The sequence below is a fragment of the Ruegeria sp. CDSA141 genome (genome assembly GCF_059612005.1).
In genome coordinates this window covers 46,518-62,022 of the sequence record NZ_JBXWPT010000014.1, presented here as the reverse complement: position 1 = coordinate 62,022, position 15,505 = coordinate 46,518, and the positions used below count along the sequence as shown (strand labels likewise).

The following is a 15,505-nucleotide window of genomic DNA, read 5'->3' as shown; positions in this document are numbered from 1 at the left end:
TAGCTGCTCCTGCTCAGTCGGCGAAAAAGAACTCGTCCGGGCGGTGAATGCCGAAATGTGCACCGGGTTCCCAGGCCCACATAGCCTGTTCCGGCACGTTGCGCAGGCGGTTTGACACGACAATAGGCTGAGGGGCTCCGTTCAGAATGCCAATGGCATAGAGTTGACCCGCGTGGATGCTAAGCATCTCGGTCCAGACGGCTTCACGTGCTTCATCGGTCGTGGAAATTTGCCATTCATGTACCAACTCCATCAGGCGTTCGGCCTCTGGCATGTCGGGGGCCTCACCCGCTTCGCCACCGGTCTGATAGTACTGCCCCCATTTTGGCCAGGCCAGGAATACCTGATCTGTCGGGGCCAGATACGCTGGCGATGTATGCGCCTGCGGGATGCCGTCATCCCAGCCGAACCAGACTGACGCCATCGAGTTTCCTGCGAAAACCCGGTTGCGCAGGATGTCCCGGTCCAGCGGGCGCATGACCAGTTTGACCCCAATTTCGCGCCAGGTGTCGGTTACGATCTGAAGGGCGTTTTCAACCTCTTGCCGCTCACCTGCGGTTTCGATCACCAGCTCCATCGGGCGGCCGTCCGGCAACAGGCGGACGCCGTTCTTGTCGCGCTGATCCAGACCGGCCTCATCCAAAAGCGCATTGGCCTGATCGATATCGTATTGCGCCCATGCCGCGGCATTCTCTTCATTGTAAAATGGCGAGGCGGGAAGAACTGACATCGCAGCAGGATGTGCGAGTTTAAAGTAAAGGGCCTGATTGATAGATTGCCGGTCGATGGCCAGCGACAAGGCCCGCCGCACGCGAACGTCCCGCAATACATTGCGCCAGACGTCATCGGCGAAGTTGAGGTTCGGATAGATTGCGATCTGCGAGGCTACGCCAGTTTTCCACAACAGCGTTTTATATCCGCCCTGTGCTTCGCCTTTCTTCAGGATCGACGCGTCTCGGAAGGCAAGACCACGGCCTTGCAGATCGCTTTCACCGGCGTTGGTCTTGGCGGCAACAAGACCGGACGCGACAATTTCCATTTCGACCACGTCAATATAGGGAAGTTGCACCCCTTTGCTATCGATGCGGTGATAATATGGGTTGCGCACGAAGTTGTGGCGGATCTTCTTGCCCGAACTGGCGTTCAACCAAGGTTGCAACGTGGGAAGTTCATGGTTGTCGAACTTGTAAAGGTTATCCAGCTTGTTGTGCAGCGCTGCCCAGCTTTTGACCCGGGCATCTTCAACCTGAAAGGCAAGCTCTTCTGCGTCCGCGTATTTCTCATGATACTGTTTCAGAAAGGCGGACGGTCGATAAATAAAGGGCGGTCGCGCCTGTGCCAAAGACTGCAGGAAGTCCGGATTGGGGTCGTTCCATTCGAAGATCACAGTGGTTTCATCAGGAAACGTGACCGTGGGGGCTTTGCCTTCGACGATCAGAAAATCGGGTGGGCCTGACGGGCTGAGCAACTCGTTATTGGCGACGTCTTCCCACCAATAGCGGAAGTCTTCCGAGGTAAAAGGTGAGCCGTCCGACCACTTGTGCCCTTCGCGGAGTTTCAGGGTGAACTTGCGATTGCCCTCGTTTTCAAACGAGGCCAGCAGGTCGGGTACGATTTCGTAGTCTTGGTTGTACCCGGCCAACCTTGCATACCCATAGACAACCATCTGTCTTATATCTTTGGATCGCGTGACCATGGTACGCAGAGTGCCGCCCGGCGTTCCGAATTCTCTTCCTTTTGCGGTCAGATCCACAATCAAGGGGTCCTTGGGCAAACGTTCCTGCACCGGCGGAAGATTGCCGCTTTCAACCTCGGCGCTCCAGAAGGCGCTTTCCTGAGGTGTCGGGAAGGCTTCTGCTGCGGCGGGCAGCTTCCCTGAAAAAGCCAGCATAACAGCCAGCATCAGAGGGCGAGTGGTCTTAAACATGGCAACGTACCTTATGGCCCGGTTCCAATTCCACCAGTGAAGGTATCACGGTGTCCGAGAAACGAAAGGCTTCATCCCAACTGTCCGGTGCGCCGGCGCCCAGAGAGACCAATTGAAGGTCAATCGGGCGATTGATGTCGGGTTCGGGTTGAGCGGCAATCAGCGCCTTGGTGTATGGATGGCGCGGATTGTAGAAAAGAGTTTCAGGCGGTGCCTGTTCGACGATCAGACCCCGCCGCATGACAGCAACTTCGTCAGCGATCCGTGCGACAACGGCCAGATCATGTGAGATGAACAGGTAGGACAGGTTCAGGCTGTCTTGCAGGTTTTCCAGCAAGGTCAGGATTTGTTCCTGAACAGATACATCCAATGCCGAGGTGGGTTCGTCGCACACGATCAATTGTGGGTCCAGCATCATGGCTCGGGCCACGGAAAGGCGCTGTCGCTGCCCGCCGGAAAACGCGTGTGGATAGCGTTTGAGCATATCACCCGTCAGGCCAACGCGCTGCAACATCTCGGCGGCTTTGTCGCGCTGTTCGGCTGTTGTGCCGATGCGGTGGATTTCCAGCGGTTCGGTCATGGCATCCTGTATACGCATCCGGGGGCTGAGCGAACTGTAAGGGTCCTGAAATACCATCTGTGCCTTGCGCTGAAACGCTGTGCGCTGGGCTCGGGTCATATTGTGCACCGTGATCGGGTCGGCATCGGGGGCACTACGAAACAGGACTTCACCACCAGGGTCGGGCAATTCAGCCCCCAACGCGATGCGGGCCGCCGTTGTCTTTCCCGATCCGCTTTCACCGACAATTGCCAAAGTCTTGCCGCGCGCCAGTTTCAGGTCGACACCGCGGCAGGCATAGATTGCCTTATCGGACTGCCATCCTTTGCTGGACCGCATGGTGTAGGTCTTGGACACATCCTTCATCTGAAGGATCAGATCCGTGTCGGGCATCGGTATACCCACCGCATCCTGATCCGGTATTTCCGGGGCCGCATCAAAAAGCTGCTTTGTATATGGGTGTGCGGGCGCAGTCAGGATCGGTGCGGCGGGGCCAGCCTCCATGACGCGACCTTTGTGCATCACGACGACCTGCTCGGCCATGTTGGCAACTACGCCCAGATCGTGAGTCACCAGAATGAGCGCCATGCCGGTTTCGCGCTGCAATTCCTTGATCAGGCCAAGAACCTGCGCCTGGGTGGTCACGTCCAGAGCAGTGGTTGGCTCATCCGCGATCAGCAATTCCGGTTTAGACACCATGGCCATGGCGATCATGGCACGTTGGCGCATGCCACCTGACAACTCGAAAGGGTACGAGTCATAGGCCCGTTGCGGATCTGGGAAACCGACGCGTTCGAACTGCGTCAGGACCTTCTTGCGTGCCGCAGACTCGGACAGCCCGCGATGCAACCATAAAACCTCGCTGACCTGATTGCCGATCTTGTGTAGCGGGGACAGTGATCGCATGGGCTCCTGAAAGATCATCGAAACCCGATTGCCGCGGATGTTGCGCAACTCACGCTCAGACACTGTCGTGAGTTCGCACATGCCCTTGGAATCGTTCAGTGTAATCGTGCCGTTTCGGATCTGCGCCGTACGGGGCAGAATGCGTAAGACTGCGCGGCACGTGATCGTTTTCCCCGATCCCGATTCACCGACCAAGGCCAGGGTTTGTCCGGCTTCGACATCGAAGTTCACATTCGTGACCACGGAATTGCCCGTCCCAAAGCCGATGCTAAGGTCTCTTACGGACAACAACGCGCTCATGCGGGTTTTCCACCCGTTTGACCGTTCGATGACATCGGTTACTTCAACTCCCCGTGATTTTTCGTTCAGTGTCGCGCGGTTCCGCCCGTCTAGTCAAACCCGTTCTTGGGCCGAAATGTCGCGAAATCGTGAAACTAAGGGCTTCATCGCTACACAAAGTCTTGAGATTTTGTCATCAAGGGCGGTGTTGGGCGCATTTATGCTCTCGAGTTGTATCAAGGAGATATTTTCCGGTGTCCGAGAATCAAAGCCGTCTGGATCTGTTCATCGATCGCATGGTGTCACAGCGTGCTTGTCTGGATCACGCAATCAAACACACTGAAGGCATGACAGGTCCGGTGTTCGAATTGGGTTTGGGCAACGGGCGTACATATCATCATCTTGTGCAGCACATGGATGGCCGCCCGGTCTATGTGTTCGAACGCGCGGTGGCCTCGCACCCCGACTCTACCCCGCCCGAAGATCGTGTGATTCTGGGCGATGTGCGGGACACCCTGCCTGCATCGGTTGAACGGTTCGGCGCTTCAGCCAGCCTGATCCACGCGGATCTTGGCGGGCACAATCGCGAAAAGAACGACAAGTTTGCGCGGTTCGTATCTCCTCTCATCGAGCCTTTGCTTGCTCCGGGCGGGTTGATGGTCTCAAGTGATCGGATGTATTTCGAAGGGCTGACCGAGATGCCATTGCCCGAAGGTGCCGTTGAAGGACGCTGTTTCATCTATCGCCGCTGACCGAAAAGGGGTAATGCCATGATTTTTTACGACTGCTCTACTGCTCCGAGCCCTCGCCGCGCGCGCATGTTCATTGCCGAAAAAGGGTTGGATATCGAAACACGTGATATCTCGATTGCGAATGGCGAACAATTGAGCGCAACTTTTCGCGCTGTGAACCCACGGGCCACGATCCCAGTTCTGGTAACGGATGACGGAACCGCTCTGACAGAAAACCTGGGCATTGCGGCTTTTCTGGAAGCACAGTTTCCCGAACCGCCTTTGATGGGCCGAACCCCCGAGGAAAAAGGTCTGGTCCTGATGTGGAACGCGATTGTCGAACAGCAGGGAGGGGCGCCGATTGCCGAGGCTTTGCGCAACGGTCATCCGGCCTTCAAGGATCGCGCCATTCCGGGCCCCTACAACCATGCGCAGATACCCGAACTTGCGCAGCGCGGGCGCGAGCGTGTGGCATCATTCTTTGAAATGCTGGAGTCGCGTCTGAAGGAAAGCCCGTTTGTGGCCGGTGACGTATTTTCTTTAGCGGATATCTCGGTTTTCGTTTTTGTCGATTTCGCCCGTGTCATCAAGATGCGTATCCCGGAAGACAACGCTGCCACCCTGGCGTGGTTTCAGGCTATCCAATCTCGTCCAAGCGCAAGCCTGTAAACTTGCCAAGCCGTGCCGGGTTTCGCTGTGATCAGCACTGTACAGAAATGTCTAGACAGAGGTGAACAGTGCCACTAGCGTCTCCTTAGATTTTGTTCAGGGAGGTCGGGATGAAGTCCCAATATCGCGTAGTGGTCATCGGAGGAGGCGTTGTAGGGGCGTCGGTTCTGTATCATCTGGCCAAGTTCGGCTGGTCGGATGTCGTCATGCTGGAGCGGCGGCGGTTGGCGTCTGGTTCGTCGTGGCACGCGGCGGGTGGCATCCATGCTTTGAACGCTGATCCGAACATGGCGTCTTTGCAGGCCTATACCATTGATCTGCTCAGCGAGATCGAAAAGGAATCGGGCCAGAATATCGGCCTGCACATGACCGGTGGTCTCACGCTCGCCGGAACCCCCGAACGGTGGGAGTGGTTACAGGCCAACTACCGCATCTTCCAGTCCATCGGCATCGACGATTGCGAATTGTTGAGCCCGGAAGAGGCGCAGAAGCGTTGCCCGATCATGTCCACGGATGGTGTTCTGGGTGCGATGTGGGCAGATCGTGAGGGCTATATCGATACAACCGGCACCGTTCAGGCTTACGCGACCGCGGCCAGAAAAAGAGGTGCGGAATACTACGAGGAAACCAAGGTTGAGGAACTGATCCAGACGGCGGATGGCTGGCAGGTGGTGACCGACAGGGGCACGATCACCTGCGAACATGTGGTCAACGCCGCCGGTCTGTGGGCCAAACAGGTGGGACGCATGGCGGGGGTCGAGCTGCCGGTTTCTCCGCTGAAACACCACTATCTGATCACCGACACGGTGCCCGAGGTCGCGGCGGCCGATTTCGAGATGCCGATGACCGTGGATCTGGAGGGCTTCACCTACATGCGGCAGGATCAAAAGGGTGTTCTGGTCGGCATATACGAGGTCGATCACGAGCACTGGGCCATGGACGGCGCACCCTGGAATTATGGCGAAGAACTGTTTCAGGAGCAGCTGGACCGTATCGAAAACGAGCTGATGCTGGGGTTCGAACGCTATCCGGCGATCCAGAACGTCGGTATCAAGACATGGGTGAACGGCGCGTTTACCTTCTCGCCAGACGGAAACCCGCTGGTCGGCCCGGTGCCGGGCAAGCGCGGCTATTGGACCGCCTGTGCGGTGATGGCCGGGTTCCTGCAAGGCGGCGGTGTCGGTAAGACGCTGGCCGAATGGATGATCCATGGCGAGCCTGAGGCAGATGCCTGGCCAATGGATGTGGCACGGTACGGTGATTTTGCACAGAACAAGCGCTATATCCGCGAAACTACCGGCCAGTTCTATTCCCGCCGCTTCGTGATGACCTATCCGAACGAGCAACTGCCCGCCGGGCGGCCGCTGAAAATGGCACCGGCGCATGACGCGATGACCGAGGCAGGGTGCAAATGGGGCGTGAGCTGGGATCTTGAAGTGCCGCTTTATTTCGCGCCGAAAGGGTTCGAGGAAACGCCTACTCTCAAGCGTTCGAACGCGCATGACATTGTGGCCGAGGAATGCAAAGTGATCCGCGAAGGTGCGGGCTTGCTGGATATTTCGGGCTTTTCGCGATTCGAGGTTTCCGGTCCGAACGCGGAAGACTGGCTCGACAATGTCATGGCGTCGAAACTGCCCGGCCCGGGCCGCGCCAAGCTTGCCCCGATGCTGGGTGAAGACGGACGCCTGAAGGGCGATCTGACCGTGCTCAACTGGGGCGACGGGACCTGGTGGATCATGGGCAGCTACTATCTGCGGGCTTGGCATATGCGCTGGTTCGACGATCACGTGACGGATGGGGTCAATATCCGTGATTTGGGCGAGGAATACTGTGGCTTTGCCGTGGTCGGGCCGAAGTCACAGACGGTTGTCGAAAAACTGGCGGAACAGGATATCTCGGGCTTGAAATTCATGGGCTGCGGCGATTTCGATATCGGCCTCGTGCGCGCCCGGGTGGCCCGCATGTCGGTGACCGGAGAAAAAGGGTACGAGATCAACTGTCGCTATGGCGACCACATCAAGCTGCGCCGCATCTTGCTGGAAGCGGGGGCCGAGGAAGGTATCCGCGAATGCGGCTTCAACGCGATGTTGTCAACACGGCTTGAGAAGAGCTTTGGCATCTGGTCGGCGGAATTCACGCAAGCCTATACACCGGGTATGACCGGAATGGATCGCTGGATCGACTGGGACAAAGACTTTGTTGGAAAGGTGGGCGCGCTTGCCGAACGCGACGGCAACGGCCCCGCGCAAGTTCAAGCGACACTGGAAATTGATGCTCTGGACGCAGATGCCAGTGGATACGAACCGGTCTGGGCTAATGGAGAGCGCGTTGGTTTCGTAACCTCGGGCGGTTACGGGCATTATGTTGGCAAGTCCTTGGCGATGGCGCTGATCGATCGGGACAAAGCCGAACCGGGCACGGAACTGTCCGTCCACGTGGTGGGGGTTGAACGTCCGGCGCGCGTGATTGCGCCGTCGCCTTATGATCCTCAGGGCAAAGCGATGCGAGGCTGATCATGACTGCTCCGGAGCGAGGACGCCGACGGCGGGGGCGGGGGGCTGAAGCCGCCCCGCAGCCCAGCCGCGATGTGAACTATCGCCACCTCAGGAATCCTTTTCCATTGATGGAAGTGTTCCCTGTCGACCAAATCGCAGACATGCATGACACCGCGTTGCGGACACTGGAGGAGTTGGGGGTAAAGACCCTGCTTCCCGAGGCGCGGAAACTGTTCAAACAGGGCGGCGCGCGGGTGGATGAAGACAGTGAGATGGTTTTTATCGGACGCGAGATCGTCGAGACCGCTGTCGCCTCAGCGCCCAAATCCATTGCCTGTCGCGCCGGTGCCCGGCGTCGCGATTTCAATCTGGAATTGGGCTCGTTGGTATTCCAGCCCGGAGCCGGTGCCCCGAATGCCACCGATCTTGAACGCGGTCGGCGCCCTGCGACGGGTCAGGATTATCTGGAATTTCTGAAGCTCACGCATCATTTCGACGTGTTTCAGATGATCTCGCCTCAGGTTGAGCCTCAGGATGTGCCGACCCATCTGCGTCACTACTTCACGACCCGGGCGCAGATGGAACTGACGGACAAGTTTCCGTTCTTCTTTTCGCGTGGAACCCCGCAGGTGATGGACTGCTTTGAGATGCTGACCACAGCCCGCGGTCTTTCGGATGATGCGTTCCGGGGCCATGCGCATTGCTACACGATCATTAACACCAACAGCCCGCGCACGTTGGATATCCCCATGGCGCAAGGTCTGATCGACTTCGCCCGCCACGGTCAGATGTCGATCATCACACCCTTTACCCTGATGGGCGCGATGGCACCGATCACCGTGGCCGGGGCGATCACCTTGTCTCATGCCGAGGCCCTTGCCGCGCTGACTTTGACCCAACTTGCCAATCCTGGTGCTCCGGTCTGTTATGGCACGTTCACCAGTAATGTTGACATGAAGTCCGGTGCGCCCGCCTTTGGGACGCCGTCGCACTTTCAGGCATCGCTGGCCGCGGGCCAACTGGCGCGGCATCTTGGATTGCCCTGGCGGTCGGCTGCCGGATCGGCGTCAAACATCAACGATGTACAGGCCGCAAACGAGAACCAGTTTGGGCTTTGGGGATGCCTTATGGCCGGCGCAACGGTGATCATCCACTCCGCAGGCTGGTTGGAAGGCGGGTTGACGGTTTCCTTCGAAAAGCTGGTCTGCGATGCGGAAGTTCTGAACATGGTCGCCGAACTCTGTGCGGGTGCGCAGGCGGGGCCGTCCGAGATTGGGTTTGAAACTGCATTGAGTGAGGTTGAACCCAGTGGTCACTTCTTTGCATCAAGCCAGACGATGGAGCGCTACAACACTGAATTTTATCAACCGCATGTCCATGACTACGCCAATTTCGGCACTTGGGCCGAGCGTGGTTCGGTGGACGCAAGTCATCGGGCGACGGACGTTTGGAAGGGCATTCTGAGTGACTTCCAGGCGCCCGCTGTCGACAATGATCGGATAGGTGATTTACATGACTTCATTGCCCGTCGTACCGCCGAGGGCGGTGCACCTCCGGAGAGTTGAATGAATACGAAACCGATCCTTCATCGTGATGACCCTGAGGCCGAACCCTTGGTCGGCAACATCAAGGTCACGCGTGACGACTGGCTGAACGTGGCGATGGATGTGCTGGTTTCGGACGGGGTGGACCAGATCAAGGTTCTGAACCTGGCCGAACGGATGGCGGTATCCCGATCGTCTTTCTATTGGTACTTCAAATCCCGACAAGAGTTGCTGGATGCATTGCTGGCCCGCTGGCAGGCGACCAACACGGCCGCTTTGATCGCGCAGGCCGAAGCCCCGGCCAAGACGATCACGGCGGCCGTCTGCAACGTGCATCGTTGCGTGGTGAATACCCAGTTGTTCGACACCGCGCTGGATTTTGCCGTACGTGATTGGGCGCGCAAGTCGGGCAAGGTGCGACGTACGCTGGACCAGTCGGACGCCCGCAGGCTGGAAGCGCTGCACGCCATGTTCGCCCGCTACGGATATTCCGAGATCGAAGCCGAAACCCGGGCACGCGTGCTGTATTACATGCAGATTGGTTATGATCTGGCGCAATTGAACGAACCCATTGAGATGCGGCTTTCGATGGTGCCACATTACCTCTACGCCTTTACCGGTGTCGAGCCGAAGCCTGAAGAAGTTGAAGAATTCAGCGCATACTCCCTGCGCTTTTGGAAAGGAAACCAGACATGAGCCAACCAGACGCAATCATCATCGGTACTGGCGTGATCGGCGCGGCCATTGCGTTCGAGATGTCCAAAGCGGGATGGAAAACCCTGTCATTGGATCGGAATTCTCAGGTCGGGCACGGTTCTACGGCCGGGTCCTGTGCGATTGTCCGGATGCATTATTCCACTTTCGATGGAACCGCGTTTGCCTGGGAAGGATACCACTACTGGCGCGACTGGGCTGAGTATCTTGGCTTGCCGGAGGACGCGAACCTTGCGCAGTTCCGCGAAACTGGTTGCCTGGTCATGAAGACCGAAGCGAACGGGATGCTGGAAAAGCACATGCGCAATTCGTCCGATTTGGATTGCCCGTTTGAGGAATGGTTAGGTGAAAAAGTGGTTGAACGCTTGCCGGTTTATTCGCTGGACAGCTTTGCCCCGGCGCGGCGCATGGATGATCCGGAATTCGGCCAGCCCAACGGGCGCAAGATGTCGGGCGGTGTGTACTGGCCTCAGGCGGGATATGTCACAGACCCTGCCTTGTCGGCGCAGAACCTGATGGATGCTGCGAAACAGCACGGGGCCGAGCTGCGTACCGGCGCTGAAGTCACGGAAATCCTGACCGAGGACGGGCGTGTTTCCGGTGTCAAGCTGGCTTCGGGCGAGGAAATCCACGCCAAAGTCGTTGTCAACGTTGCGGGACCGGGTTCGGCCTTCATCAACGGGATGGCCGGTGTTCTGGACGATATGACCATCAAAACCCGGCCCTTGCGGCAGGAAGTCGTGCATGTTCCCGCCCCGGAAGGGTTCGACTTTGAAAATGACGGAACCATCGTCTCGGACAGCGACATTGCCTGTTATTGCCGCCCGGAACACGGCAATCACATCCTTGTTGGATCGGAAGACCCGGAGTGTGATCCGCATCAGTGGTGCGAGGACGATGTGAACTACAATCGGGAATTCACCGACCAATGGACCACACAGGCGATGCGGTACGCGCAGCGTGTGCCCAGCCTTGGCATTCCTTCAAAGACGCGCGGTGTGGTTGACCTATATGATGCTTCGACCGACTGGATTCCGATCTATGACAAATCCAACCTGCCGGGGTTTTACATGGCTTGTGGTTCCAGCGGAAACCAGTACAAGAACGCGCCGATTGCGGGCAAGATGATGGCAGCGCTGATCGACTACTGCGAAAGTGGCGCGGATCACGACGCGAACCCGTTGCAGTTCGAATTGCCATACATCAGGCGGACAATCGACGTGGGTTTCTACTCACGCAAACGCCCGATCAATGAAGAAAGCAGTTTCTCGGTTCTGGGCTAGCCGCGTTACGCAAAAGGTCTATGTCGTGTAGGGCTGTCAACAAGCGTGGCCCCACTATGACCGACCCAAAGACAACCGTATTGATCCTTGGTAGTGCCCCTTCGGCGCTGGCGGCGCGGACATGGTCGCGCGTGCCATTCACATATGTCGTTGCCATCAACAACGCGTGGCGCATCCGAGACGACTGGGATTACCTGATCCATCCTGAAGATTTCCCGGCAGAGCGCCGCCCTGCGGTCGTCCTCGGTACTCAACACATAGTCACTGCCGACGAATATGTCCCCAGACAGAATCACTATGGTGGGTTCGTCTACGCTGGCGGAACGATGGCTTTCACGGCTGGATATTGGGCTTTGTCAGCTCTGGAACCGGATGTACTGGCGTTTTTTGGCTGCGACATGATGTATTCAGGTTCGGGGCGAACGCATTTTTATGGAAACGGCACTGCAGACCCGTTGCGAAAGGATGTGACACTGCGCTCGCTTGAAGCGAAATCCGCACGGCTGGGGCTTTTCGCGGGCGCTCAGGGGTGCAGATCCGTGCGGTTGTCCAATGGGCCGAGTCGGCTGGTTTTCCCGTCAGCCAGGATATCCGACCTGACTGCAGCACCGCTTCCCGCTGTTAGTGCCATGCAAAAAGCAAGGCGTTTTGAAAACGACCTTGGATACTATGTTGCCTCGGGTCGGTATTGGGAAGTTGAGCACCGGTTCGACCCTGATGAGATTGATGTGCTGGATCGGATGTGGCTGTCGGCCTATCGGCTTGGTGTATTGGACCATGCAGCCTAGCACGGATCAGGCGGCGGCGAAGGTGACCCACGCCCAAACCATCGCCAAATAAGTCAGGTTGTGCATCAACTGATCTAAACCTGCCGCGCGCCAAAAAGCGGCTTGCGTTGGCTCAAGCCGCTTTTTGTCTGAATAGCTGGCTTTGATGTAATCGATATTGAAATGGATAAACCACTCCAGCGCCGCGATGATCAGAATGAAAAGCAGCGGTGCGCCGAATACCAAAAAAACGACGACAGAACCCACAACATGCACAGCGGCATGTTGCGCGCGTCCCAAGTGAAAATACTCACCCCGGCCGGAGAGCATCTTCGGTGTCTGGAGGTAGTAGTCAGCGAACATATGCTTGATCAGCAAAAGACAAAGCATAAGAAACACTGCGCCAAAACTGGCTGCCAAAAGAACCCTCCCGATATCGTTCTCAGGCCAACATTAGGCAATAAAACGGGCTCGCGTAAATGAACTAGTTCACATTACATCAAGAAATTTTCCAAAAGGAAAAAATTTGCTTATCCTATCTGGATGACATTTGATTCATGCTGTTGAAATTGCATGCATTACGTTCAATCCGCGTCGTCGGTCAGCAGCAGGGGCAGGTTCCATAGAACGCACAATATTCCGCTTTATCTGGAAATACTCCAAGCGCGAACAGCTGATCCTGCTGGCCGTGACGGCGACGTTGTTTCCGTTGCTGTACCTCACTCTTGAGTTGCCAAAACGAATAATCAATGACGCGATCGGGTCGTCCACCTCCGAGGTGACAGTCTGGGGCTATTCTATGTCGCAGACCAATTTTCTGATTATTCTGTGCTTTGCCTTTCTGGCGGCAGTGCTGTGCCATGGCCTGATGAAAATGCGCATCAACACCATGAAAGGTGTGCTGAGTGAACGGATGCTGCGGCGCTTTCGCTATCAGTTGATCAATCGGGCGCTGCGCTTTCCTCAACCCTATTTCGAGCGAGTCAGCCAGGGCGAGATGGTGTCAATGATCACCGCCGAAAGCGAGCCGATGGGCGGCTTGATGGGCGATGCGATCAGTCAACCTGTTCTGCAGGCCGGGCAAATGATCACCATACTTTCCTTCCTGTTCCTGCAAAGCGTCTGGTTTGGGCTTGCCGCTGTGGCCCTCATTCCGTTGCAGGCCTGGTTGATCCCCAAACTACAGCGCCAGATCAACCTGCTGAACAAAAAACGCATTCAGGAGGTTCGCGTTCTCGCCGCGCAGATCGGCGAGAACGCGGTGGGCGCGTCCACCCTGCGGACCAATGGCGGTTGGCGTTATCGGCGGTCGATGATCTCTGAGCAATTGGGTCGCCTGTTCGGCATCCGTTTCCAGATCTATCAAAAGAAGTTCTTCATGAAGTTCCTGAATAACTTCATCTCGCAGCTTACACCATTCATGTTCTACCTGATTGGCGGTCTGTTGGTGCTTCAGGGTTCGGTTTCGCTGGGGGCGCTGGTTGCCGCATTGGCTGCGTACAAGGATCTCAGCTCACCATGGAAAGAGCTGCTGACCTACTACAACCAGACCCAGGACATGTCGCTGCGCTGGGACGTGGTCATTGACCGGTTTGCTCCGGCCGGAATGCTCGATGAAACCTTGTTTGAAGGTGAACCTGCCGAGTGGCCACACCTGAACGGCAAAATTGTTCTGGATCATGTTTCGGTGCGGGACATGGATGGCAATCAGTTGCTTGATGATTTGGACCTCAGCTTTCCTGCCGGGAATACAATTGGTATCGCCGCACCCAGTGAAGAAGATCGACGCGCCATTGGCGAATTGCTGACACGGGAAATACGGCCCAGTGCTGGTCAGGTGCGGATAGGGGATCTGAAACTGGCTGAGTTGCATCAGGCAGTTGTCGCCGTACGTATCGGGTATGTCACATCGCGCCCAGTCATGTTTCAGGGTACGTTGGGCGACAACGTGATGATGCCGATGCGGTTCAAACCGCTGACTGACTCCACGGAAGATCCGGATTTTCTCGAATCCCTGAGGGCGGGGAACAGTGCCGACCCGTTCAGGGCGGAATGGCTTGATCCATCTCTGGCCGGCTTTCAGGACGCCGCAGATTTGCGTGCCTGGTGGTTGCAGTTGATTGATGGAATGGGGTTTGGCGCAGCGCTGTTCCAACGGGGCGCGGAACAATGTTTTGATGCGGCCGAGCATTGTGAACTGGCAAAGAAACTGATCGAGTTGCGCCCACTTGTGCAGCAAGCCGTTCGTGAAGCGGGACTGGAACAACAGGCACTTGTCTTTGACCGGAACGCGTATAACGCGGCCCTGCCTGTGGCTGAAAATCTGCTTTTCGCAACGCCACGTGTTCCTGTGACACAAGCTTTGCTTGCGCAACAGAAGGTTTTTCTAGGACAGTTACGCGAATTGGGGCTGGACGAGACATTGATCGCGTTGACCCGCGATGTGATCGAAATGCTGCGCCAGATCTTCGGGATCGATGGAACGGACCACCCGTTGTTCCAAAAGCTCGGTCTTGACGCAAAGACCTATGAAGTCGCGGTGGATCTGGTGGACCAGACCCGCAAAGAAGGTTCGGACGGGCTGGATGACGAACAGTTGGCCAATATGCTGGCCGTCCCTTTTGTGATCTCTGCCGAACAGATCGGGCCTGCGTTCACGGATGAACTGAAGGATCGCATCCTCGAACTGCGGCACAGCCATTCCGAGAAACTGATGGAGCGTTTGAAGGACGTCTTCGTTCCACTGGATCCGGACGTCTTTGCGCCTGGATTGACGGTCATGGAAAATGCGCTGTTCGGGAAAGTCAGCCAAATTGGCGGGGCCCGTTCGGATGAAGCCCGCAAGCTGATTGTCGATGTGTTGGCGGAAAATGGCGCGCGGCCATTGGTTACTGAGTTGATTTATGATGTTCAGGTTGCTCTGGGCGGTCAGAATCTTCCGGCGGTGTTTGCCGAACCCTTGGCCTTTACACGTGCGGCGATCAAGAAACCTGACATTCTGATTCTGGAAAACGCGCTGGCCAGCTATGACATGAATACGCAGGTGGCCGTCTTTAAACGGCTCCGTGAACTGCTACCGGAAACCACCGTTATCTATTTGAATGATCGGTTCGAAAACCCTGGTGCATTCGACATGTACGTGGAGATCATGCAAGGTCGTGTGGTCTCGGACGGAGGACCCGTGGAAGTGGAGGAAGACAGTGCAGCATCGACAGATTTGACGCGGAAACTACGCGCCTTGGAACAAACCCCCTTGTTTTCGGGTCTGGATCGGCGGCAGCTGCGTCTGCTGGCCTTTGGTGCGCGCTGGTTTGATGCCGAGCCAGGGCAAGTGGTATTCTTGAAAGATGACCAACCCACCGACGGCGCCTATGTGGTTTTGGAGGGCGAAGCAGGTCTTTACCTGCCACAAGAACAGGGGTCTGACCAATTGATCACCAAAGTCGGGCCCGGCGCTTTGGTCGGAGAGTTGGGCCTGATCAGAAAAGAACCACGTGCGCTAAGCATGGTGGCAGAAACCCCGCTTTCCTGTTTGCGGATCGGTGAAGAAGAATTCCTTGCCGTTGTGGAAAACGATGCAGCAACCGCGTTCAAGCTGTTGCAGGTTATTGCCGGATATGTGTCCAATTAG

The 15,505-nt window shown here is 56.8% G+C and carries 11 protein-coding genes; 8 read left to right on the top strand and 3 right to left on the bottom strand.

Features of this window, described 5'->3' with window-relative positions:
* Positions 1-13: 13 nt before the first annotated feature.
* Positions 14-1,927, bottom strand: a complete 1,914-nt coding sequence (locus AC2FLP_RS17330; RefSeq protein ID WP_496685111.1) for an ABC transporter substrate-binding protein — start codon at positions 1,925-1,927, stop codon at positions 14-16.
* The gene (locus AC2FLP_RS17325) at positions 1,920-3,692 is read right to left on the bottom strand and encodes an ABC transporter ATP-binding protein (RefSeq protein WP_496685113.1); all 1,773 of its coding nucleotides are present in this window, start codon (positions 3,690-3,692) and stop codon (positions 1,920-1,922) included. Before AC2FLP_RS17325 ends, AC2FLP_RS17330 begins: the two co-directional genes overlap by 8 nt.
* Before the next feature lie 233 nt (positions 3,693-3,925).
* Here AC2FLP_RS17325 and AC2FLP_RS17320 point away from each other — a divergent pair, with 233 nt between their 5' ends.
* The 7 genes from AC2FLP_RS17320 (at position 3,926) to AC2FLP_RS17290 (ending at position 11,895) form a co-directional block, all read left to right on the top strand.
* Positions 3,926-4,423 carry a class I SAM-dependent methyltransferase gene (locus AC2FLP_RS17320; protein ID WP_496685114.1) on the top strand — a complete coding sequence of 166 codons (498 nt, stop codon included), beginning with the start codon at positions 3,926-3,928 and terminating at the stop codon, positions 4,421-4,423.
* An 18-nt stretch (positions 4,424-4,441) separates the two neighbouring features.
* On the top strand, positions 4,442-5,071 hold the full coding sequence (locus AC2FLP_RS17315) for a glutathione S-transferase (protein ID WP_496685115.1): 630 nt from the start codon (positions 4,442-4,444) through the stop codon (positions 5,069-5,071).
* Between the two features lie 110 nt (positions 5,072-5,181).
* Entirely contained in the window at positions 5,182-7,584 is a 2,403-nt protein-coding gene (locus AC2FLP_RS17310) for a GcvT family protein (protein WP_496685116.1), read from the top strand.
* Positions 7,585-7,586: 2 nt separating this feature from the next.
* Complete coding sequence (locus AC2FLP_RS17305) at positions 7,587-9,131, top strand: trimethylamine methyltransferase family protein (RefSeq protein ID WP_496685117.1); 1,545 nt, start codon at positions 7,587-7,589, stop codon at positions 9,129-9,131.
* The gene (locus tag AC2FLP_RS17300) at positions 9,132-9,806 is read left to right on the top strand and encodes a TetR/AcrR family transcriptional regulator (RefSeq protein WP_117869816.1); all 675 of its coding nucleotides are present in this window, start codon (positions 9,132-9,134) and stop codon (positions 9,804-9,806) included.
* Entirely contained in the window at positions 9,803-11,107 is a 1,305-nt protein-coding gene (locus AC2FLP_RS17295; RefSeq protein WP_496685118.1) for an NAD(P)/FAD-dependent oxidoreductase, read from the top strand. The genes AC2FLP_RS17300 and AC2FLP_RS17295 overlap by 4 nt, the downstream gene beginning before the upstream one ends.
* A 56-nt stretch (positions 11,108-11,163) precedes the next feature.
* Complete coding sequence (locus AC2FLP_RS17290) at positions 11,164-11,895, top strand: hypothetical protein (protein WP_496685119.1); 732 nt, start codon at positions 11,164-11,166, stop codon at positions 11,893-11,895.
* 6 nt (positions 11,896-11,901) lie between these two features.
* Here AC2FLP_RS17290 and AC2FLP_RS17285 read toward each other — a convergent pair whose 3' ends face one another.
* A complete protein-coding gene (locus tag AC2FLP_RS17285) occupies positions 11,902-12,264 on the bottom strand; it encodes a DUF3307 domain-containing protein (protein ID WP_117872835.1) in 363 nt (120 codons plus the stop codon).
* Between the two features lie 160 nt (positions 12,265-12,424).
* Between AC2FLP_RS17285 and AC2FLP_RS17280 the strand changes: the two genes are divergently transcribed.
* On the top strand, positions 12,425-15,505 hold the full coding sequence (locus AC2FLP_RS17280; RefSeq protein WP_496685120.1) for a cyclic nucleotide-binding domain-containing protein: 3,081 nt from the start codon (positions 12,425-12,427) through the stop codon (positions 15,503-15,505).

What these genes read in the sequence shown, in the direction of transcription:
- AC2FLP_RS17325 (WP_496685113.1), bottom strand. Translation starts at nt 3,692, where the DNA reads ATGAGCGCGTTGTTGTCCGTAAGAGACCTTAGCATCGGCTTTGGGACG.
- AC2FLP_RS17290 (WP_496685119.1), top strand. Translation starts at nt 11,164, where the DNA reads ATGACCGACCCAAAGACAACCGTATTGATCCTTGGTAGTGCCCCTTCG.
- AC2FLP_RS17310 (WP_496685116.1), top strand. Translation starts at nt 5,182, where the DNA reads ATGAAGTCCCAATATCGCGTAGTGGTCATCGGAGGAGGCGTTGTAGGG.
- AC2FLP_RS17300 (WP_117869816.1), top strand. Translation starts at nt 9,132, where the DNA reads ATGAATACGAAACCGATCCTTCATCGTGATGACCCTGAGGCCGAACCC.
- AC2FLP_RS17315 (WP_496685115.1), top strand. Translation starts at nt 4,442, where the DNA reads ATGATTTTTTACGACTGCTCTACTGCTCCGAGCCCTCGCCGCGCGCGC.
- AC2FLP_RS17305 (WP_496685117.1), top strand. Translation starts at nt 7,587, where the DNA reads ATGACTGCTCCGGAGCGAGGACGCCGACGGCGGGGGCGGGGGGCTGAA.
- AC2FLP_RS17330 (WP_496685111.1), bottom strand. Translation starts at nt 1,927, where the DNA reads ATGTTTAAGACCACTCGCCCTCTGATGCTGGCTGTTATGCTGGCTTTT.
- AC2FLP_RS17295 (WP_496685118.1), top strand. Translation starts at nt 9,803, where the DNA reads ATGAGCCAACCAGACGCAATCATCATCGGTACTGGCGTGATCGGCGCG.
- AC2FLP_RS17285 (WP_117872835.1), bottom strand. Translation starts at nt 12,264, where the DNA reads ATGCTTTGTCTTTTGCTGATCAAGCATATGTTCGCTGACTACTACCTC.